At 63.1% G+C, this 20,176-nt stretch carries 23 protein-coding genes; 16 read left to right on the forward strand and 7 right to left on the reverse strand.

The window, feature by feature from the left end:
- The first annotated feature begins 508 nt into the window (after positions 1-508).
- The 5 genes from gluQRS to panC all read left to right on the forward strand — a co-directional run bounded on the left by gluQRS (position 509) and on the right by panC (position 5,090).
- A complete protein-coding gene (gene gluQRS / locus BN1134_RS15190; protein WP_042048247.1) occupies positions 509-1,390 on the forward strand; it encodes a tRNA glutamyl-Q(34) synthetase GluQRS in 882 nt (293 codons plus the stop codon).
- Between the two features lie 116 nt (positions 1,391-1,506).
- Positions 1,507-2,898 (forward strand): polynucleotide adenylyltransferase PcnB, encoded by a 1,392-nt coding sequence (pcnB, locus tag BN1134_RS15195; RefSeq protein ID WP_232300661.1) that lies wholly within the window; start codon positions 1,507-1,509, stop codon positions 2,896-2,898.
- Positions 2,895-3,392: a 2-amino-4-hydroxy-6-hydroxymethyldihydropteridine diphosphokinase gene (folK, locus tag BN1134_RS15200; protein WP_042048249.1), complete on the forward strand. Its 498-nt coding sequence runs from the start codon at positions 2,895-2,897 to the stop codon at positions 3,390-3,392. Before pcnB ends, folK begins: the two co-directional genes overlap by 4 nt.
- 10 nt (positions 3,393-3,402) lie before the next feature.
- Positions 3,403-4,197, forward strand: a complete 795-nt coding sequence (gene panB, locus BN1134_RS15205; RefSeq protein WP_042048250.1) for a 3-methyl-2-oxobutanoate hydroxymethyltransferase — start codon at positions 3,403-3,405, stop codon at positions 4,195-4,197.
- A gap of 41 nt (positions 4,198-4,238) precedes the next feature.
- Positions 4,239-5,090, forward strand: a complete 852-nt coding sequence (panC, locus tag BN1134_RS15210) for a pantoate--beta-alanine ligase (protein WP_042048252.1) — start codon at positions 4,239-4,241, stop codon at positions 5,088-5,090.
- Positions 5,091-5,147: 57 nt separating this feature from the next.
- Here panC and BN1134_RS15215 read toward each other — a convergent pair whose 3' ends face one another.
- The 3 genes from BN1134_RS15215 to hpt all read right to left on the reverse strand — a co-directional run bounded on the left by BN1134_RS15215 (position 5,148) and on the right by hpt (position 7,468).
- Positions 5,148-5,921, reverse strand: coding sequence for an ABC transporter permease (locus tag BN1134_RS15215; protein ID WP_042048253.1), 774 nt, complete (start codon positions 5,919-5,921; stop codon positions 5,148-5,150).
- Positions 5,918-6,835 (reverse strand): ABC transporter ATP-binding protein, encoded by a 918-nt coding sequence (locus BN1134_RS15220; RefSeq protein WP_042048254.1) that lies wholly within the window; start codon positions 6,833-6,835, stop codon positions 5,918-5,920. Before BN1134_RS15220 ends, BN1134_RS15215 begins: the two co-directional genes overlap by 4 nt.
- Before the next feature lie 102 nt (positions 6,836-6,937).
- Positions 6,938-7,468, reverse strand: a complete 531-nt coding sequence (gene hpt, locus BN1134_RS15225; RefSeq protein WP_042048255.1) for a hypoxanthine phosphoribosyltransferase — start codon at positions 7,466-7,468, stop codon at positions 6,938-6,940.
- Between the two features lie 196 nt (positions 7,469-7,664).
- Here hpt and BN1134_RS15230 point away from each other — a divergent pair, with 196 nt between their 5' ends.
- Complete coding sequence (locus BN1134_RS15230; RefSeq protein ID WP_042048256.1) at positions 7,665-8,303, forward strand: TetR/AcrR family transcriptional regulator; 639 nt, start codon at positions 7,665-7,667, stop codon at positions 8,301-8,303.
- Positions 8,304-8,354: 51 nt separating this feature from the next.
- Here BN1134_RS15230 and BN1134_RS15235 read toward each other — a convergent pair whose 3' ends face one another.
- A complete protein-coding gene (locus tag BN1134_RS15235; RefSeq protein WP_042048257.1) occupies positions 8,355-8,963 on the reverse strand; it encodes a flavin prenyltransferase UbiX in 609 nt (202 codons plus the stop codon).
- Positions 8,960-10,327 (reverse strand): UDP-N-acetylmuramate:L-alanyl-gamma-D-glutamyl-meso-diaminopimelate ligase, encoded by a 1,368-nt coding sequence (gene mpl, locus BN1134_RS15240; RefSeq protein ID WP_042048258.1) that lies wholly within the window; start codon positions 10,325-10,327, stop codon positions 8,960-8,962. The genes BN1134_RS15235 and mpl overlap by 4 nt, the downstream gene beginning before the upstream one ends.
- Before the next feature lie 161 nt (positions 10,328-10,488).
- Here mpl and ppa point away from each other — a divergent pair, with 161 nt between their 5' ends.
- The gene (gene ppa, locus BN1134_RS15245; RefSeq protein ID WP_042048259.1) at positions 10,489-11,016 is read left to right on the forward strand and encodes an inorganic diphosphatase; all 528 of its coding nucleotides are present in this window, start codon (positions 10,489-10,491) and stop codon (positions 11,014-11,016) included.
- A gap of 54 nt (positions 11,017-11,070) precedes the next feature.
- Here the strand turns inward: ppa and BN1134_RS15250 are convergent, their stop codons facing one another.
- The gene (locus BN1134_RS15250; protein WP_042048260.1) at positions 11,071-11,436 is read right to left on the reverse strand and encodes a hypothetical protein; all 366 of its coding nucleotides are present in this window, start codon (positions 11,434-11,436) and stop codon (positions 11,071-11,073) included.
- Between the two features lie 107 nt (positions 11,437-11,543).
- Here BN1134_RS15250 and BN1134_RS15255 point away from each other — a divergent pair, with 107 nt between their 5' ends.
- The 8 genes from BN1134_RS15255 (at position 11,544) to BN1134_RS15290 (ending at position 17,459) form a co-directional block, all read left to right on the forward strand.
- Entirely contained in the window at positions 11,544-12,422 is an 879-nt protein-coding gene (locus tag BN1134_RS15255) for a hypothetical protein (RefSeq protein ID WP_042048261.1), read from the forward strand.
- 183 nt (positions 12,423-12,605) lie between these two features.
- A complete protein-coding gene (locus BN1134_RS15260; RefSeq protein ID WP_042048262.1) occupies positions 12,606-13,148 on the forward strand; it encodes a YtfJ family protein in 543 nt (180 codons plus the stop codon).
- 31 nt (positions 13,149-13,179) lie between these two features.
- Positions 13,180-13,503 carry a hypothetical protein gene (locus BN1134_RS15265; protein WP_042048263.1) on the forward strand — a complete coding sequence of 108 codons (324 nt, stop codon included), beginning with the start codon at positions 13,180-13,182 and terminating at the stop codon, positions 13,501-13,503.
- Positions 13,504-13,519: 16 nt separating this feature from the next.
- Positions 13,520-14,074, forward strand: coding sequence for a ZrgA family zinc uptake protein (locus BN1134_RS15270; RefSeq protein WP_042048265.1), 555 nt, complete (start codon positions 13,520-13,522; stop codon positions 14,072-14,074).
- Between the two features lie 3 nt (positions 14,075-14,077).
- On the forward strand, positions 14,078-14,767 hold the full coding sequence (locus BN1134_RS15275; protein ID WP_042048266.1) for an ABC transporter ATP-binding protein: 690 nt from the start codon (positions 14,078-14,080) through the stop codon (positions 14,765-14,767).
- Positions 14,761-16,008 (forward strand): ABC transporter permease, encoded by a 1,248-nt coding sequence (locus BN1134_RS15280; RefSeq protein ID WP_042048267.1) that lies wholly within the window; start codon positions 14,761-14,763, stop codon positions 16,006-16,008. The genes BN1134_RS15275 and BN1134_RS15280 overlap by 7 nt, the downstream gene beginning before the upstream one ends.
- A 20-nt stretch (positions 16,009-16,028) precedes the next feature.
- Positions 16,029-16,499, forward strand: coding sequence for a DUF3299 domain-containing protein (locus BN1134_RS15285; protein ID WP_042048268.1), 471 nt, complete (start codon positions 16,029-16,031; stop codon positions 16,497-16,499).
- Positions 16,500-16,592: 93 nt separating this feature from the next.
- Positions 16,593-17,459 carry a TIGR03899 family protein gene (locus BN1134_RS15290; RefSeq protein WP_042048269.1) on the forward strand — a complete coding sequence of 289 codons (867 nt, stop codon included), beginning with the start codon at positions 16,593-16,595 and terminating at the stop codon, positions 17,457-17,459.
- Between the two features lie 354 nt (positions 17,460-17,813).
- Here BN1134_RS15290 and BN1134_RS15295 read toward each other — a convergent pair whose 3' ends face one another.
- Positions 17,814-18,095: a hypothetical protein gene (locus BN1134_RS15295; RefSeq protein ID WP_042048270.1), complete on the reverse strand. Its 282-nt coding sequence runs from the start codon at positions 18,093-18,095 to the stop codon at positions 17,814-17,816.
- 497 nt (positions 18,096-18,592) lie between these two features.
- Between BN1134_RS15295 and lpxM the strand changes: the two genes are divergently transcribed.
- Complete coding sequence (lpxM, locus tag BN1134_RS15300) at positions 18,593-19,591, forward strand: lauroyl-Kdo(2)-lipid IV(A) myristoyltransferase (RefSeq protein WP_042048271.1); 999 nt, start codon at positions 18,593-18,595, stop codon at positions 19,589-19,591.
- Positions 19,592-20,176 lie beyond the last annotated feature (585 nt).

Consider the following 20,176-nt stretch of genomic DNA (forward strand, 5'->3'; position numbering starts at 1 on the left):
CCGTTCGCGCGAGCATAAAAAAACCGCCCCGAAGGGCGGTTGAAACAGAAGAAGGCGCCAAGATACGCCTCCCAAAATCGGGGCGTCATGCAGACGAGGGTTCCGCCCCAGGGAAAAAGAGAGGCTGGCTCATCCCGAGCCGGCCTCATACCTGAAACCTGGGTCAAGAACACACACATCCTGTAAACAGGACGAACAAGCTATTGCATCTGGCGTGCCAATTTCGCCAGAACCAGCCCTTTTTCATAAAAAAAGAGGCCACCTGTCGGTGGCCTGGAAAATGACGGAGCTTTACGAAAGACCCTGGAGGGGGTGCCTTCGCTGAAGAGCAAAGGAACGGATGGAGCGTGGTAGATAGCCCCCACCGTCGCCTTTTAAGCTATTCAGAATACGTGCCAACTTTTTTAGCCTCCCCACTACACCGGTAACCGGGGACGTAAGGCACAAGACTTGAGTTTTTCGCACAGGGGCGCAGAATGCCCCCCATCCGTTTCCAGACCGAATCGCCATGCAGACTCCCTACGTCGGCCGCTTCGCCCCCTCACCGTCCGGCCCGCTCCATTTCGGCTCGCTTATCGCCGCCCTCGGCAGTTACCTGCAAGCCCGCGCCCATGGCGGGCGCTGGCTGGTGCGCATCGAAGACATAGACCCGCCGCGCGAGATGGCGGGGGCGAGTGATCTCATCTTGCGCACCCTGGAGCACTATGGGCTGGAGTGGGATGGGGAGGTGATGTTCCAAAGCCGCCGCCACGCCCGCTACGACGAGGTGATCGACCAGCTCTACCGAAGCGGCGATCTCTACTGGTGCCGCTGCACCCGGCGCGACATCGCCGCTGCCGGTGGCTTCTATCCCGGCACTTGCCGTGAGCGGGGGCTGGGGCCGGCGGGCTGCGCCGCCCGTCTGCGCCAGCATCACGCCGTCTATCACTTCGACGATGCCCTGCAAGGGCGCATCGAGGTGGCACCGGCGCTGGCCGAAGAGGATTTTATCGTGCGCCGCCGTGACGGCCTGTATGCCTACAACCTGGCGGTGGTGGTGGACGATCTGGACAGCGGCGTGACCGAGGTGGTGCGCGGCGCCGATCTGCTGGAGCCGACGGTGCGCCAGATTGCCCTCTATCAGCGCCTCGGCGCGCCGGTGCCCGGCTGGGTGCACCTGCCGCTGGCGGTGCAGCCAGATGGCAGCAAGTTATCGAAGCAGAACCATGCCCGCGCCCTGCCCGGCGAGGTGCAGGCCCCGCTCTTGGCCGCACTGGCCTTTCTCGGCCATCCGGCCCCTGCCGAGCTGCACCAGGCCTCCCCGCAAGCGCTGCTGGCCTGGGCCATCTCGGCCTGGCAGCTGGCCCGGGTGCCTCACCGAGTGAGCCAGCCGTCACCGGTCGCAGACTAGATGGTTTTTCATTTGGCCGGCCCTGAGCTATCATAGGCCGCTATTTTTTTGGCCTCCCGTCAACCGAGTTATCGAGGTGTACCATTTTTTCCCAGATCGCAAACTTTTGCCGCAAGGTGCTAGGCAAGGAAGAGGGCGGCGTGCAGATGGATTCTGAACCACAAGCCCCCGTCATCCACGAACGCCGCATCCTCTCCCGCGACGAGCACTCCATCTCGCGCAAGGAGATCAGCGAGAATGCGCTCAAGGTGCTCTACCGCCTGAACAAGGCCGGCTACGAGGCCTATCTGGTCGGTGGTGGCGTCCGTGACCTGCTGCTCGGACAGACCCCGAAAGATTTCGATATCGCCACCGAAGCGACCCCGGAGCAGATCAAGGCGCTGTTCGGTAACTGCCGCCTGATCGGCCGCCGCTTCCGTCTGGCCCATATCGTGTTTGGCCGTGACGTCATCGAAGTGGCCACCTTCCGCGGTCACCACCATCAGGTCAACAACAGCCGCCATATCTCCGCCCAGAGCGAAGAGGGGATGCTGCTGCGCGACAACGTCTACGGCACCATCGAAGAGGATGCCGAGCGTCGCGACTTCACCGTCAACGCCCTCTACTACAGCGCCAAGGACTTCACCCTGCACGACTTTGCCGGTGGCCTTGAGGATCTGCACGCCCGCCGTCTCGAGCTCATCGGTGATCCCGAGACCCGCTATCGGGAAGATCCGGTGCGCATGCTGCGTGCCGTGCGCTTCGCGGTGAAGCTCGACATGAGCATCAGCCCGCGCACCGCCATGCCGATCCACGAACTGGCCCCCCTGTTGCAGGACATTCCGGCAGCCCGCCTGTTCGAGGAGACCCTCAAGCTGTTCCTGGCCGGCCACGCCCTCGGCACCTATCGCATGTTGCGCGAGTACAACCTGTTCCAGCAGTTGTTCCCGCAGCTCACCGCGCTGCTCACCCCGAACGGAGACTCGGTATACGAGCGCTTCATCGAGCAGGCGCTGATCGATACCGACGCCAGGGTGCACGACGACAAGCGCGTCACGCCCGCCTTCCTCTACGCCGCCCTGCTGTGGGGCTGCGTCGAACGCCGCGCCCGCGAGCTGGAAAACGAGAGCGGCCTGCCCTGGCACGACGCCTTCATGATGGCGGTCAACGAGGTGCTGGATAACCAGACCCGCGTCATCGCCGTGCCGCGCCGCTTCACTACCGACATCCGCGACATCTGGGCCCTGCAACTGCGCATGACCCGTCGCCAGGGGCGTCACCCCGAGCGCGCCATGGAGCACCCCAAGTTCCGCGCCGCCTACGACTTCCTGCTGCTGCGCAGCCGGGTCGAGCGCGGCATCGGCGAACTCTCGAGCTGGTGGGAGCGCTACGTGGAGTCCGCGCCCGAGTCGCGCATGCAGCTGCAAAAGAGCACCAGTCGCGATGAGCCGCGCGGCGAGAAGAAGCCGCGCAACAATCGTCGCCGCCGTCCGCGCCGGCGCAAACCCAGCGGCGCCCAGAACGCATGATCCGGGCTTTCGTCGCCATCGGCTCCAACCTGGGCGATCCCCTCGCCCAGGCTCGCCACGCCGTGACGGCCCTCGCCGCCCTGCCGGACTCCCGGCTGGTGCTCGCCTCCTCTTTCTATGCCAGCCGCCCCATGGGGCCACAGGATCAGCCCGACTACGTCAACGCCGTGGTGGCGCTCGATACCGGGCTGCCGCCCTTGGGGCTGCTGGATCATCTGCAACATATCGAACTGGAACAGGGACGTGTCCGCAAGGAAGAGCGCTGGGGGCCCCGCACCCTGGATCTCGACCTGCTGCTCTACGGTGATGCCGTCATCGAGCACGAACGCCTGACCGTGCCCCACTACGGCATGAAGTGCCGCGAGTTCGTGCTGCTGCCGCTGCACGAGATCGCCCCGGCACTGCAACTGCCGGATGGGGATACCCTGTCCGACCTGGTCGCCCGCTGTCCGCACAATGGCCTGTGCGCCATCGCGCCGGCCACGTTCCCGTAGGAGCCAAGCAATGAGCAAGACAACCATCTCGACCCTGCTGAAGATGAAGCAGGATGGACAGAAGTTCACCGCCATCACCGCCTATGACGCCAGCTTCGCCAAGCTGTTCGACGACGAGGGCGCCCAGGTGCTGCTGATCGGTGATTCCCTCGGCATGGTGCTGCAAGGGGGGGATGACACCCTCGCCGTCACCATGGACGACATGGTCTACCACACCCGCTGTGTGGCCCGTGGTGCCAGCCAGGCGCTGGTCATCGCCGATCTCCCCTTCATGAGCTACGCCACCCCAGATCAGGCCTGCCAGAACGCCGCGCGCCTGATGGCCGCCGGTGCCCGCATGGTCAAGCTCGAGGGGGGGGACTGGCTGTGCGACACGGTGCGCCAGTTGACCCGTAACGGCGTGCCGGTGTGCGGCCACATGGGGCTTACCCCCCAGTCGGTGCACGTCTTCGGCGGCTTCAAGGTGCAGGGACGCGACGAGTTCCAAGCCCAGGAGATCTACCGTCAGGCGCTGGCACTGCAAGAGGCTGGCATCCAGCTGCTGGTGCTCGAGTGCGTGCCGGTGGCCCTGGCTGAGCGCATCAGCAAGGCGCTGCGCATCCCGGTCATCGGCATCGGTGCCGGCCCGGTCACCGACGGTCAGGTGCTGGTGATGCACGACGCCTTCGGCATCACCTCCGGTTACACCCCCAAGTTCACCAAGAACTTCCTGGCCGAGACCGGCGAGCTGCGCGCCGCCATCCGCCTCTATATCAAGGAAGTGGCCGAGGGTACCTTCCCCGGCCCGGAGCACTGCTTCAACTGACCATCAGGGGGCCTTCGGCCCCCTTGCCTTAAGGAGTCATCATGCTGGTCGCCCAATCGATCCCGGAACTTCGTACCGCCATCACCGCCTGGCGCCGCGCCGGTGAGCGCATCGCCTTCGTGCCCACCATGGGCAACCTGCACCAGGGCCACCTGACCCTGGTCGCCGAGGCCCGAGCCCGCGCCGAGCGGGTGGTGGTGAGCATCTTCGTCAACCCGATGCAGTTCGACCGCGCCGAGGATCTGGCCAACTACCCGCGCACCCTGGAGCAGGACTGCGACGCCCTGCGCGCCGCCGGCGCCGATCTGGTGTTCACCCCGACCCCGGAGATCATCTATCCGCAGGGGGTGGCCAGCCACACCTTCGTCGAGGTGCCCGGCCTCTCCGAGCTGCTCGAGGGGGCCCTGCGCCCCGGTCACTTCCGCGGCGTCACCACTGTGGTGAGCAAGCTGTTTAATCTGGTGCAGCCCGATGTGGCCTGCTTCGGCCAGAAGGATTTCCAGCAGCTTGCCATCATCCGCAAGATGGTCGAGGACATGGCCATGCCCATCGAGATCGTGCCGGTGGCCACGGTTCGCGCCGCAGACGGGCTGGCCCTCTCATCGCGCAACGGCTACCTCAACGAGGCCGAGCGCGCCATCGCCCCGACCCTGGCCCGGGTGATGAATACCCTGGCCGGGCGCTTGGCGGGTGGAGAGCGGGATCTCTCCTTGCTGGTGCGTGAAGGCGCCGCTGAGCTGGATGGGGCGGGATTTAAGACCGATGCCATCGACATCGTCGATGCCCGCACCCTGCAACCGCTCGCGACCGAGAGCCGTGAGGCGGTGATCCTGATGGCCGCCTACCTCGGCAAGGCGCGCCTCATCGACAATCAGGTGGTGAGCCTGGCCTGAGCCCGGCTCAGATAAGAAAAGGCGCCCGTGGGCGCCTTTTTCGTCTCTTGCGTGGGCTTAGTGCCGCAGCCCGGTGCCCCGGGAGATGAGCCACCAGGCCAACCCATAGAGGGCCAGGATGAAGAGCCCGATGATGGCGTAGGCGGTGCCGAGCGACACGTCGGAGATGCCGAGAAAGCCGTAACGGAACGCGTTCACCATGTAGATGATGGGGTTCACCTGGGAGACCCCCTGCCAGAACGGCGGCAGCAGGCTGATGGAGTAGAAGACGCCACCCAGGTAGGTGAGCGGGGTCAGCACGAAGGTCGGGATGATGCTGATGTCATCGAAGCTCTTGGCGAACACTGCGTTGATGAGCCCCCCCAGCGAGAAGACGATGGAGGTGAGCAGCACGGTGACGCAGACGCTGAACAGATGGTGGATCTGCAGCGGCACGAAGAACAGCGACACCAGGGTGACGATGAAGCCGACAAACAGGCCGCGGGCCACCCCGCCACCGACGAAGCCGGCGATGATGATGTAGTTGGGCACCGGCGCCACCAGCAGCTCCTCCACGTTGCGCTGGAACTTGGCGCTGTAGAAGGAGGAGGCGACGTTGGCGTAGGAGTTGGTGATGACCGACATCATGATGAGGCCGGGCACGATGAACTCCATGTAGGTAAAGCCCCCCATCTCGCCGATGCGGCTGCCGATCAGGTTGCCGAAGATGACGAAGTAGAGGCTCATGGTGATCGCCGGCGGCACCAGGGTCTGGATCCAGATCCGCATGAAGCGGGTGATCTCTTTGGTCAGGATGCTCTGGAAGGCGATCCAGTAGGCGTGCGGATTCATGCTTTTCTCCCCTCTTCCACCAGACGGACAAACAGCTCCTCGAGACGGTTGGCCTTGTTGCGCATGCTGAGCACGGCGATCCCCTGCTCGCTCAGGGCGCTGAACAGCGCATTGAGCGACTGGCTCTTGTCGAGCTCGACCTCAAGGGTGCGCGCATCGAGCTGGCGGCTGACAAACTGGGGCAGCACGGGGGCCGGGCTGTCCGGCGCCAGGTCAAACAGGAAGGTCTCGCGGCCCAGCTTGCCGAGCAGCGTCTTCATGCTGGTGTTCTCGATGAGGCGCCCCTTGTCGATGATGCCGATGTTGCGACACAGCATCTCGGCCTCTTCCAGGTAGTGGGTGGTGAGGATGATGGTCACCCCCTCGCGGTTGAGCTCCTGCAGGAATTGCCACATGGAGCGGCGGATCTCGATGTCGACACCGGCGGTCGGCTCATCGAGGATCAGCAGCTTGGGCTGGTGCATCAGGGCGCGGGCGATCATCAGGCGGCGCTTCATGCCTCCTGACAGGGTGCGCGCCGGCATGTCGCGCTTCTCCCACAAGTCGAGCTGGCGCAGGTACTTCTCGGCCCGCACCTTGGCCTCGGCCCGCGGCACCCCGTAAAAACCGGCCTGGTGGGTGACAATCTGCCCCACCTTCTCGAACTGGCTGAAGTTGAACTCTTGGGGCACCAGGCCGAGCTGGGCCTTGGCCCGCTCCAGATCGCTGTCGATGTCATGGCCAAATACCTTGACCGAGCCTGAGCTCTTGTTGACCAGCGAGCTGATGATGCCGATGGTGGTCGACTTGCCCGCCCCGTTGGGGCCCAGCAGGGCGAAGAAGTCCCCCTGCTCGACGCTAAGATCGATGCCCTTGAGCGCCTCGACGCCGCCGGCATAGACCTTTTTCAATCCACTGATCTCCAGTGCTTTCATGAATTCCTCTGCAATTGTTCACGCCTGCTGTTGACTCAAGACGCGACAGGCGGCCCAAAGGCCGCCTGTATCCACGGGGCGGCCAGCACCGCCGACGCGCCCTTATTCTTGGGGCACCACCTTGCCGATAAAAGGCAGGTTGCGATAACGCTGGGCATAGTCGATGCCGCAGCCAACCACGAATTCATCCGGAATGGCGAAGCCGACCCACTCCACCGGCACGTTCACCTCGCGGCGCGACGGCTTGTCGAGCAGGGTGCTGATGGTGAGCGATTTTGGCTCACGTAGCGACAAAATCTCGCGCACTTTGCTCAAGGTGTAACCAGTATCGATGATGTCTTCGACGATCAAGACATCCTTACCCTTGATGTCGTCATCCAGGTCTTTGAGGATGCGCACGTCACGGGTGCTGCTCATGCCGGAGCCGTAACTGGAAGCGGTCATGAAGTCGAGGCAGACCGGCAGATCGATGTGGCGGCACAGGTCTGCAAGAAAGACGCAGGAGCCGCGCAACAGCCCCACCAACACCAGCTCTTCGGTGCCCTGATAGTGTTCGGTGATCGCCTTGCCGAGCACCGCGATGCGGGCCTGGACTTCGCTTTCAGGGATCATCACCTCAACGGTATGTTTCATGCTTAACTCCATCGTACCGTGCCTCGAGACGGTACCTCACGACTCGAAAGGCAGTGATTGTACCATCTGTAATGGCAATCGTCAGGGATACATCACTCTTTAACCAGTGCCGTTTAGTTGGTACAGTGCAAGCCGATCACAGGCTGTGTCGGCAACGACAGATTGACAAAAACATAATCAAAAAAGAACTCACAATATGGAACCACGCGCAGAAATAAGGCGGCGTACCCGGCTCTCGCCGGAGGCCCGTCGAACTCAGCTTATGGAATGTGCCATCGAAGTGTTTTCCCGCCGCGGCATCGGGCGGGCTGGACATGCCGAAATCGCCGAGCAGGCGAAGGTGTCGGTGGCCACTGTTTTTAACTACTTCAACACCCGCGAAGATCTGGTCGACGCCGTTCTCGGCGAAATCGAGCACTCCATCCGCCGGGTGATGACAGAGGCTTATACCCACCACCACCCCATCACTGAATGCATTCATCGCCATATCCAGTTGTTTGTCGATGAAGCGTACGACCGCCCCGATCATGCCAGTATCTGGCTGGAGTGGAGCTCGTCGGTACGTGAAGAGGTGTGGCCGCGCTATGTGCAACTGCTTGAGAGCACCCAGCAGCACATCACTGAATACCTGCAAGACGCCATCGACAAGGGCGAGATTGAGAGCACCCTGTGTGCCCGCGATCTGGCCTGGCTGATGACCAGCTTCGGCTACATGATGATGCAGATGATCAATGCGCCAGTCCGTCCGGAGCGCGAGAAGGTCGTCGAGATCCTGTTCCACTCGGTCACCGCACCGCTGCGGGCCAGTCGGAGCAACCTGCTCTCTTTTTCCTGAAAAAAGAGACGATGAATAAAAAGGGGCGGCCATTGGCCGCCCCTTTTGCATTCATTGTGGCTGGTAGCCCCAGCGCTGACACAACCCATGGTCGATACCGAGGTGATCGAGCAGGCGTGCCACCATGAAGTCCACCAGCTCGGCCACCGACTGCGGCGCGTGATAAAACCCCGGCGCCGCCGGCATGATGGTCACCCCGAGCCGGGCCAGACTCAGCATGTTCTCCAGATGGATGGCGGAAAACGGCGTCTCGCGCGGCACCAAAATCAGCTGGCCGCGCTCTTTGATAACGACGTCGGCCGCTCGCTCGATGAGGTTATCTGACGCGCCGTGGGCGATGGCCGACACAGTCCCCATCGAGCAGGGGCAGACCACCATCTGTTTCGGGGCCGCCGAGCCGGAAGCCACCGGCGAGAACCACTCCTCCTTGCCACAGGCGACGATCTGCCCCTCACGGGCGCCATACTCGGCGCACAGCTGCGCCGAGAGGGCCTGGGGTGAGGCCGGCCAGTCGATGCCTTGCTCGGTCTTAAGCACCACCCGCGCCGCGCTGCTGGCCAGCACGTAGACCTGATAGTCGGCCTGCACCAGGCACTCGAGCAGGCGCAGCGCATAAGGGGCGCCGGAGGCCCCGGTCAGGGCAAGGGTGAGTCGTTTCATGCCAGTCCGTGATACTCCTTGAGGCGGGCCAGCAGTTTGTCGTGGATACCGCCAAAGCCGCCGTTACTCATGATGAGCACGTGATCCCCATCGCGGCTCTCAGCCACCAGGCGATTGATGAGCGCCTCGAGATCGTTGAACACCTTGCCCGGTTTCTCCATGTGGGCCACCACTTCGCCCAGATCCCAGCCGATATTGGGCGGCTGGAAGAAAAACACCTCGTCGGCCCCATTGAAGCAGCTGGCCAGCTCCTCCTTGTGCACCCCGAGCTTCATGGTGTTGGAGCGCGGCTCCAGCACCGCCAGGATGCGCTCGCCGCCCACCTTGGCACGCAGGCCGCCAAGGGTGGTGGCGATCGCCGTGGGATGGTGGGCAAAGTCGTCGTAGACGTGAATGCCGGCCACTTCCCCTTTCAGCTCCATGCGCCGCTTGGGCGAACGGAACTGGCACAACCCCGCGATGGCATGCTCCACCATCACCCCGGCGTGGCGGGCGGCGGCAATGGCCATCAGGCCGTTGTTGACGTTGTGATCGCCGATGCACTCCCAGTGCACCTCGCCCTGCTTCTCCCCATCGAGCCACACCTCAAAGGCGGAGCCGTCACTCTCGAGTTTGGCGGCGCGCCAGGTGGCGTCTTCGCCCACCAGCTCCACCTCGCTCCAACAGCCCATCTTGTGCACTGCGGCCAGGTTTTGATCCGCCTTGGGATAGAGCACCCGGCCCGTCCCCGGCACGATGCGCAGCAGATGGTGGAACTGCCGCTGGATGGCGGCCAGATCCGGGAAGATGTCTGCGTGATCGAACTCCAGGTTGTTCATGATGAGGGTGCGCGGCCGGTAGTGGACAAACTTGGAGCGCTTGTCGAAGAAGGCGCAATCATATTCATCGGCCTCAATGACGAAGAAGGGGGCGGCCCCAAGGCGCGCCGAGACCGGGAAGTTGCCCGGTACGCCACCGATGAGGAAGCCGGGCTCGAGCTTGGCGTACTCCAGCACCCAGGCCAGCATGCTGGCGGTGGTGGTCTTGCCGTGAGTGCCGGCCACGGCCAGCACCCAGCGATCTTTGAGCACATGCTCGAGCAGCCACTGGGGGCCGGAGACATAGGGCAGGTTGCGGTCGAGCACATACTCCACGCAGGGATTGCCACGGCTCATGGCGTTGCCGATCACCACCAGATCCGGCGCCGGATCGAGCTGGGCGGGATCATATCCCTCGATAAGCCCGATCCCCTGCTCCATGAGCTGGGTGCTCATGGGGGGATAGACGTTGGCGTCCGACCCGGTGACCTGGTAACCGAGCTGCTTGGCCAGGACGGCCAAGCCACCCATAAAGGTGCCGCAGATCCCGAGGATGTGAATGTGCATACCGCTTCCTTTTCATGTCAGGTAGGGCGCCATTCTAGCAACCCCACCGCCGCATTGGCAGCGCCTCAGCCGACACGGCGTCGAATATGGTCATTTGAAGCGAGCTCGTTATAATGTGCCCCTGCACTTCTTTTATGCCTCAACCGTTTTAAGGAAACGTCATGAGCCTGAACCTGGTACCGGCCGGCAAGAGCCTGCCCGAAGACATCTACGTCGTCATCGAAATCCCGCAAAATGCCGACCCGATCAAGTACGAAGTCGACAAGGAAAGCGGCGCCATCTTCGTTGACCGCTTCATGGCCACCCCCATGTTCTATCCGTGCAACTACGGCTACGTGAACGGCACCCTCTCCCTGGATGGTGATCCGGTTGACGTGCTGGTGCCGACCCCGTACCCGCTGCTGGCCGGCTCGGTGATCCGCTGCCGCCCGGTCGGCGTGCTGAAGATGACCGACGAATCCGGTCAGGACGCCAAGGTGGTGGCCGTTCCCCACTCCAAGCTGACCAAGCAGTACGACCACATCAAGGATGTGAACGACCTGCCGGAGCTGCTCAAGGCCCAGATCCAGCACTTCTTCGAGCGCTACAAGGAGCTGGAAGCGGGCAAGTGGGTCAAGGTCGATGGCTGGGGCGACAAGGCCGAAGCCGAGGCTGAGATCCTCTCCTCCGTCGAGCGCGCCAAGCAGTAAGGTGCGATCGAAAAAGGGGCGCCCACGGGCGCCCCTTTTTTATTGCCACCGACGCTAGCGCGGCGCCTGTAGTTCGCTTGGCGTGATGCGCGGCGGCGCCGGCTCCTGCGGCTCCCCACGAATATAGAGAGACTGGCCGTTCTGGCGGTACTCCCGATACCAGTCGCCGCCACAGCGGTAACGGCCATCAGATTGGCTCACCAGCTCGCAGTTGACCGGCAACACCTCGAGCCAGCGCAGGGCCTCCTGATGGCGCAGCCACTCGCGCCACTCCTGCTCACGCGCCAGTTGATCGCGCAGGGCAAAGGCATCGATCTTCTGCTCACCCCGGGTGACGGTGACGCTCCCCGCCCAGGCAACCCCGTGCGCCAGCAACACGGCCACCCCCAGCAGAGCCCTTACGTTGGTGTCTATCTTCATCACCCGAGTCCCCCACGCCATTGAAAAGTGGCACGCCCGCCAGCCAAACCGCTGACTCTCACCTAGTAGTTAAAGGAGAGGTCACAGCAGTGAAGCACAGGGAGGCCATGATGAGAAGCATGACACTGATGGGGGCGCTGCTGTTTACCCCCCTGACACTGGCCGAGCCCCAGTCACTGCAATGGCAATGGCGCTCCCATGATGGGCAGGAGCACCACATTCGCTTCGATGCCACGGCGCGCGACGTGGCAACCAGCCATCGCGACATGCAGCGCCTCGATGCAGCCCTCAACGCCCCCCTCGAAACCCTGTTCGCCCAGATGGGGCAAAAACTGCAACATACCCTGACGGCCATCAACCAGAGCAGCCCGGCCAGTGCCCCCAAGTTCAGCACCCTGGATGAGGCCTTCTCCCGCCGTGACGACACACCGGAATCGCTCCAGTTCTGGCAGGCTTACCACCAGTATCAATCCGATGCCTTCTACGAGATGCGCATCGCCCCCTGCGTACACCCAAGCGATCGCAACCTGCCTTGTGTGCGTCCCAACTACTCCCAGCTCTTTTATGAGCTCAAAGGGGCGCTGCGGCCACTGGCGCAGCAGTTCAGCCAGGCCGACATGCCACGTTCGGTCGCACTGGCGCAGGAGTGGCTCGCCGCCATCCCGAGCTCCGGCGAGCAGATGGAGCACTTTGCGCCGCCGCTGCAAGCGCTGCAACGAAACCAGGCCGACAGCGACGAGCGGGCCCTGCTGATGGCCGCCCTGGTGGCCGAGCTGGCGCCCCAGTACCCGCTCTCCATCATCTACCCCGATATCAGCGTCGGCAGCGTGTCGCCGGCCTGGCTGGCCATCAGCGCCGACAGCGGGATCAAGGGCGAGACGGTGCTCATCAACCACCAATCTCACGTGCTGCTGACCGGCTCACCACTGCTGGTGCAGCAGATGATGCTGGGAAATATCCGTTTAATCAGCGAACCACTCTACTGAATTCCCCTATTCCCCACGGTGTCGGTTGCATTTGGTGACCGACGTGGCATGCTGCGCAGCCAAAGCAGGGCGGCGCACCAAGATTTAACACTTTTTAAACAGGTCGGATCAGCTTAGGATACGGCATGCCCGTTTTCTCACGCCGCAAAGCGTTATAACATCACCACAAGGAGTGTCATCAGGATGAAATCTCTGGCTCTTACTCTGGCGCTGCTGTCGCCGCTGGCCATGGCCCATAACTTCAAGGAGTCCGCTCCGGTTCCGCTGGTGAAGATCGGCGAGCAGGGTGAACTGGTGCTCAATGGCAACGAGGTCGGCTACCAGCCGTGGCAGAGCACCCAGCTCACCGGCAAGGTACACATGATCCAGCACATCGCCGGCCGCTCCAGCGCCAAGGAGCTCAACGCCCCGATGATCGAGGCCATCAAGGCCGCCAAGCTGCCCCATGACCAGTACCAGACCGTCACCATCATCAACAGTGATGACGCCATCTGGGGCACCTCGGGTTTCGTCAAGAGCAGCGCCGAGAAGAGCAAACAGGAGTTTCCCTGGTCGAGCATCGTGCTCGACGCCAAGGGCATGGCACGCAACGCCTGGGCATTGACCCCCGAGAGCTCGGCCATCGTGCTGCTCGGCAAGGATGGCAAGGTGCTGTTCGCCAAAGACGGTCAACTGGCCCAGGCCGATATCGACAAGGTGATGGGGCTCATCAAGACCCATCTGTAATCAGTGAGGATGCCGGGGCTGCGCCCCTCTTATGGTCACGTTTCGCGCACTGCTCTGGATATGGCTGGCGGGCTGGTTGTGGATGCAACCGGCCCTTGCTTTGCACCAGCTCGAGAGCCTGACCCCGGATCACTCCCACCTCTGCCAGGTGTGCGCCGCCCATCTCGATGGCAAGTCGCTGCCCGGCCCTACCCCACCGCTACGCGGCACGCCGGCGCCACCGCCGCTCCCCGATAGCGCCGCCCCCGAGGCCGGCCATGCCGATGTGCCCGGCCACTACACCATTCGCGCGCCCCCAGCTGATCTCAATCGTCTCTTTTGCCCGCAAAGCGGGCCTGTTTCCATTCACGATTGACTCAACAGGAGTGCTGATGAAAGCCCTCGTACTGATGATGGCGGCGGCGACCTTTGCCGTGTCCGCCAACCACGGATCCCATGACCACCACGACTCAGCCGGCCACGCCGCCCACGAGCACGGCCACGGCCAGCTCAACCTGGTGCTGGATGGCAACCTGCTGTTGCTGGAGCTAAGCGCCCCAGCCGCCGATCTGATCGGCTTCGAACATGCTGCGCAAAACGAGGATGAGAAGGCGCGCATGGCCCAGGCCATGGATCGCCTCAAGCAGGCTGAGAGCCTGTTTGTGCTGGCGCCCGGCGCTGGCTGTACCCTGGCCCAGCAGGAGATCAAGGCAGGCCACGATGAGCATGATCATGATGGTGACCACCACCATGATGAGGCCGATGACCATGCGGACGTCGCCGCCAGCTACAGCTTCACCTGCACCCAACCGGATGCACTCAAGGGGATGCGGGTCAACCTGTTCTCCCACTACCCAAGCCTCGGCAAGCTGACCGTGCAGGGCTTGATCCCCGGTGGCCAGCTGGCCGGTGAACTCACCCCGAGCAATCCAACCCTGGAGTGGTAACCCATGAGCCGTACCGTGGTTAACATCCATGATCTGCGCTTTGCCTGGCCCGGGCACGATCCCGTGCTGGATCTCCCGGCGTTGCAGATAGCGCAGGGGGAGCGGGTCTTTATCAAGGGGCCGTCCGGCTCGGGTAAATCCACCCTGCTGGGGCTGCTCGCCGGCATCCAGACCGTCAACCACGGCACGCTCGAAGTGCTGGGCCAGCCGTTGGCCCAGCTCTCTTCCCGCGACCGCGACGGCTTTCGCGCCGGCCAGCTCGGCTACATCTTCCAGCAGTTCAACCTGCTGCCCTATCTCTCGGTCATCGACAACGTCACCAGTGCGCTGACCTTCTCGCCGCAAAAGCGCGCGCGCCTCAATGCCGCCCCCGAGGCCGAGGCGCACCGTCTGCTCGGTGAGCTGCAACTGCCCGAGGCGGCCCTGAGCCGCCCGGTGCATGCCTTGAGCATCGGCCAGCAGCAGCGGGTGGCCGCCGCCCGCGCCCTGATCGGGGCGCCGCCTCTGGTGATCGCCGATGAGCCCACCTCGGCCCTCGACACCGACAACCGCGCCGCCTTCATCCGGCTCCTGTTCAAGGAGTGCGACCAGCAGGGCTCGACCCTGATTTTTGTCAGCCACGACCCCTTCCTCGAGCCGCTCTTCCCGCGCGTGGAGAACCTGCAACAACTGAACCGGAGGAGCCAATGCTAAGACTCGCCCTGCACAGCCTCTGGGCCCGCCGCCTCACCGCCAGCCTGACCCTGCTCGCCGTCGCCATCAGCGTCACCCTGCTGCTCGGGGTCGAGCGGGTGCGCAGCCAGGCCCGTGACAGCTTCGCCAACACCGTCTCGGGCACCGATCTCATCGTCGGCGCCCGCTCGGGCCAGGTGAACCTGCTGCTCTATTCGGTGTTTCGCATCGGCAACCCCACCAACAACGTGGGGTGGGATGCCTATCTGCAGGTCCGCGCCCTGCCCGGTATCGCCTGGACCATCCCCCTCTCCCTCGGCGACTCCCACAAGGGGTTTAGGGTGCTCGGCACCAACGGGGATTACTTCAACCACCTGCGCTATGGCCGTCAGCAGCCGCTGGTGATGGCCGAGGGACACCCCTTTGCCACCCCCTTCGAGGCAGTGCTCGGGGCCGAGGTGGCGCGCAAGCTCAGTTATCGCATCGGGCAAGCCATCGTCATCGCCCACGGGGCCGGCAGCACCTCGTTCAGTCAGCACGACAACCTGCCCTTCAAGGTGGTGGGGATCCTCGCCCCCACCGGCACCCCCATCGATCGCACCGTGCACGTGCCGCTCGCCGGCATCGAGGCGATCCACCTGGGATGGGACAGTGGCCGCCACAGCAAGGCGGTGACCGCCGATCAGGCGCTGGAGCAAGATCTCACCCCCAAGACCATCACCGCCTTCATGGTGGGCCTTGGCAACCGCATCATGGCCTTCCAGCTGCAACGCACCATCAACACCTGGCGCAGCGAGCCGCTGATGGCGATCCTGCCCGGCGCCGCCTTGCAGGAGCTGTGGGGGCTGTTGAGCGTCGCCGAGCGGGCGCTCGCCATCATCGCCGGTTTCGTGGTGGTGGCCGGGCTCATCGGCATGCTGACCACCCAGCTGGCCGGCCTCAACGAGCGGCGCCGTGAATTGGCGATCCTGCGCTCGCTCGGGGCCCGCCCGCTGCACCTGTTTACCCTGCTCACCCTGGAGTCGCTGGCCCTCACCAGCCTCGGCATCCTGGCCGGGCTGGCCCTGCTCTATGGCGCCCAGGCGCTGGCGGCGCCACTTTTGGCAAGCCAATACGGCCTGCTGTTCCCGCTCGCCATGCCAAGCGGCTACGAGTGGCAGCTGATCGGATTGGTGTGGCTCGCCGGCCTGCTGATCGGTCTGCTGCCCGCCTGGCGCGCCTACCGCTACTCCCTCAGCGACGGCATGAGCATCCGTTTATGACCATGACACAAGGAACATCGATGAAACGTCTGATCCTGGCCCTGCTGGCCACCCTCTGGGTGCTGCCGGCCATGGCCGCCGACTACAAGAGCCTGGAGTGGGACAACCTGATCCCGGAAGGGGAGCGGCTGGCGCCGCCGCCCCAGGTCAACTACGAAGGGGACCCCATGAGCACGCCGCAACCGGTCGGCGGCGTGGTGCCGACCCTCGATGGGCAGAGTGTGCGCCTGCCCGGCTTCGTGGTGCCGCTCGAGGGTGACAGCAAGACCATCACCGCCTTCCTGCTGGTGCCCTATTTCGGCGCCTGCATCCACGTGCCGCCCCCGCCCACCAATCAGGTGGTTTATGTGCGCTTCCCCAAGGGGGCGCCGGTGGACGATCTGTGGGACGCCATCTGGGTCAAGGGCACCATGAAGGTGGTCAGCTCCAACCATCAGATGGCCAACGCCTCCTACGCCATCGAGGCGGTCGACGTGGTTCCCTACGAGTAATCCCCCCTGTGCAACCACCGCCTGCGGGCGGTGGTTTTCCCGCCAGTGACAAGAGAGTAAGATCGGCCCATTCACCCCAGGGAACCGCCTCTCATGTCCGACTTGCCGCCCCCCAAACGTGATTCGAGCAGCATCCTCAGCAGCCAGGAGCTGACCCTGCGCCTGGCCCGCAGCCGCAACATCGACGGCATGCTGACCAAAAACAGCGACAGCACCTTCGAGCAGCGCGCCACCTTTCGCCTCGCCGCCGAGCAGGCCACCCGTCAGCGCAACCTCGAGACCATCATGGTGATGGCGGCCCGCCACGGTGGCGAGACCGTCGCCGGCGGCGAGCCGGACCCGGACTGGCTCACCCGTTTCCTGCAACTGGCCGAAGAGATTGGCTCGGTGCCGATGCAGCAGCTGTGGGGGCGGATCCTCGCCATTGAGCTGATCAGCCCTGGCAGCTTCTCGGTGCGCTCGCTCATCACCTTGCGGGAGATGACCCAGCGCGACGCCCAGCTGTTCCAGCGCCTGTGCGCCCTCGCGTGCAGCTATACCGGCAGTGACGAGCGGCGCCTGCTCACCGGCCTCTATAAGGGGGCTACCCTGCTCAGCCGCGCCAAGGCCAGCCACCTGGGGCTTGGCAAATACCGCCTGCCCTACAACGCCCTGTTGCAGCTGTTTGAGCTGGGGCTGCTCTACAAGGGGGAGCTGGAATCGGGCGAGCTGCCCGCCGAAGGGCTGGAGCTGGTCTTTAGCAACCAGCGCTGGCGCCTGCGCAGCCGCCAGAGCCACAACAAGCTGCTCTACTATCGCCTCACCCCAGTCGGTAACGAGCTGGCCCACCTGCTCGAGGAGCCGCCTCAGGAGGAGTACCTGCAAGATCTGCTGGTACTGCTGCATCAGGGGGTACACATCGAAATGGCGATGACCGCAGCCCCCGCCCAGCCCGAGGCCCAGGACGAGAAAGGGGGCTGATGCCCCCTTTCTTTGCCACCGCGCTCTCACCTAGCGCCTATCACCTGTCGCCTGTCGCCTGTCGCCTGTCGCCTGTCGCCTGTCGCCTGTCGCCTGTCGCGAGACGATGGGCTGCCAACCCTCTGGGGATGGCAAGAGACGCTCGCGCTCTTGGCGAATCATTAGACCCGCCGCGCAAGGAGGGGCCTAATGAGCGAGCCCCTCACCTCCTTGCGGCATCGCATCGCGATGACCGCCAGCTAACCACCGCAGTGCTCAGTGCCCCCATCATCCCTGTCATGCACATGCGATGAGTGACCGAAATAGGGCGATATAAGCCGTGAGGGAGAAAATATCATGCTTTTTCTTTATGACTTAACCACCCCATTGATTCAGAGCCTGACGGATAATTTTTTTCGCATCCTCCCCCGTCGGCAGATACGATAATTCAAAATAATCTTTCATAGCCTGTGCAAATTTTGCATATTCCTCATCTGTGGCAGACTTCAACGCATCGCCACATAATTTGTCATCAAAGGTTTTTAAAAGTAACTCATAACTGTCTTGATTACAGCACTCAATATCATCATCAAATTCATAAATTGCGTTCGATATCCCATCAGGGACTGAGTCATAAAAATAGTCATCATCGTCCATTATTGAGTCTCTCTATTTCCATACAACCATTTTATTTGCCATTTTCACATGCCATAACCGGCCTCAGGCCGGCAGAGTGAAATAACATTTTCGTTGTCACATCTTACTGGCCAAGGGGGGAGATAAAAGAAGAGAGAGGTTATATTGCGAACAAGATCAATGAATGACCTCAATTTAAATATCGGCAGAGACCTGAACCGGCTGTAATAACAACATGGAACCCTCAGCATGGATTCACCGGAGCCACCACCAAGGATGCAGCGGCCGCCTTACTCCGGCCGGCCATGAGCAAACCCGCCGGGGCCTCACGATCTGCCGATGCCGCATGCCCGCCCAGAGCGGGAGAAATCGATGCCCAGCACGGCCACACAAGAGAGGCGGAATGCGGTATGCGGCGCTGTGGCACTTTTCCTCTTGTCGCTTTATTAACCTCGATTAACTGGTATTACCTGTCAGGACGACTACAATGCAGCACCCCATTTTGCCAGGCTCATGACATGCCCGCCCCCGATCCCGTATTTGCCTCCTCGTTCGAGGCCCGTTTTCTGCATCCTCGTTACTGGTTGAGCTGGCTGGCCCTGGCGGCGCTGATGCTGCTGGCCTTCGTGCCGGTTCGGCTGCGGGACACACTCGCCGCCGCGCTGGCACCACTGGTGTTTCGCCTCTCGAAAAAACAGGTCTATATCGCCAGAACCAACCTGGCTATCTGTTTTCCGCACTTAAGCCCGGCCGAGCGCGATGCCATCGCCCTGACCTCGGTGCGCGTCGGCCTCAAGAGCCTGCTGGGGTTTGGCGAGTTCACCATGCGCAGCTCCCGCTACCTGATGCGCCGCTTCCAGGTGAGCGGCTGGGAGCACATCGAAGCCGAACAGGCCGCCGGACGCCCGGTGATCCTGGTGGTGCCGCACACCTGGCCGGTGGACGCGGCCGGCTACTACTTCACCCAGCGCGGCGTGCCCATGTGCACCATGATGAAGCGGGCGCGCAACCCGGTGTTTGACTGGCACCTCAATCGGGCGCGGGCCAGGAATGGCTGCCGCGTGTACGAGCGCAGCGTCGGGATCAAGGCGGTGCTGCGTACCCTGCACCGCGGCCGCAGCTTCTTCTACCTGCCGGATCAGGATCATGGCCGCGACAAGAGCCTGTTTGCCCCCTTCTTCGGCCACTCGAAGGCGACCCTGCCCGCCCTGTCCCGCCTGGTGGCGGTGAGCCGCGCCAAGGCGGTGCCGCTACTGGCCTGCTACGACGAGGCCAACCACTGCTACCGGCTGGAGATCGAAGCGCCCTTTGACAACTACCCCAGCCAGGATGTGATGGCGGACACCTGCCGGATGAACGACACGGTGCAGCAGCAGCTGACCCGCCATCCGGGCCAATACATGTGGTTTCTCAAGATCTTCAACACCCGTGAGGATCAGCTGGGGCCGGATGGCCTCTATGAAGCAGGGATCAAGCGGATCAGAAAGGGGCTCTCCCCGCACCCTGACGGGGTGTAGGCTCACGCTTTAGCGCGAAGGCGCTCGGTTGAGCTCCTTGCACCTTGATACGGCAGCCCGCTCGGAGGCACTCGGCCAAGCTCCTTGCCTACGGCCTGACCTTTGATGCGGCTGCGCCGCATGGGACACGAGGAGTTCCTCCTCAAAGGGGTTTCGCCCGCCCTGCGGGCTGTGGCGAGTGACTTCTTGCTGGCCCAAGACGTCACCAAGAAGACCTTCCCCCGCCAATCCGACCACTACGCGGTTTCCCTCGGGTCGGTCACAAGTTCGGGCGCAGCCGCAGATGGCGCTCCTGACCTTGCCCCTTTCCCTCGGCGGATTGCAGGGGGAGCCAATACCCTGCCCCTCTGGCGAACTTGCTGATACTGATGGCATCCGTAGGTTCGAATAGCGCAGCGTATTCGAACATTCGCGGTTCGGAGTAAAGGCGGCCTGTCAACCCCGTGATAACCCCCTATCCTCGGCGGTTTGCCGGGATAGGCAGGCATCGCTGCTCCTCTTGGTACCGCTCGGCAAGCGACAACCGCAGAGATCCCCATCAAGGCCATTCCCACCGTCCCGCTTTTAAAAAGTGAATCCTTCTAC

This window comes from Aeromonas simiae (assembly GCF_000820125.1).
GTDB lineage: Bacteria > Pseudomonadota > Gammaproteobacteria > Enterobacterales > Aeromonadaceae > Aeromonas > Aeromonas simiae.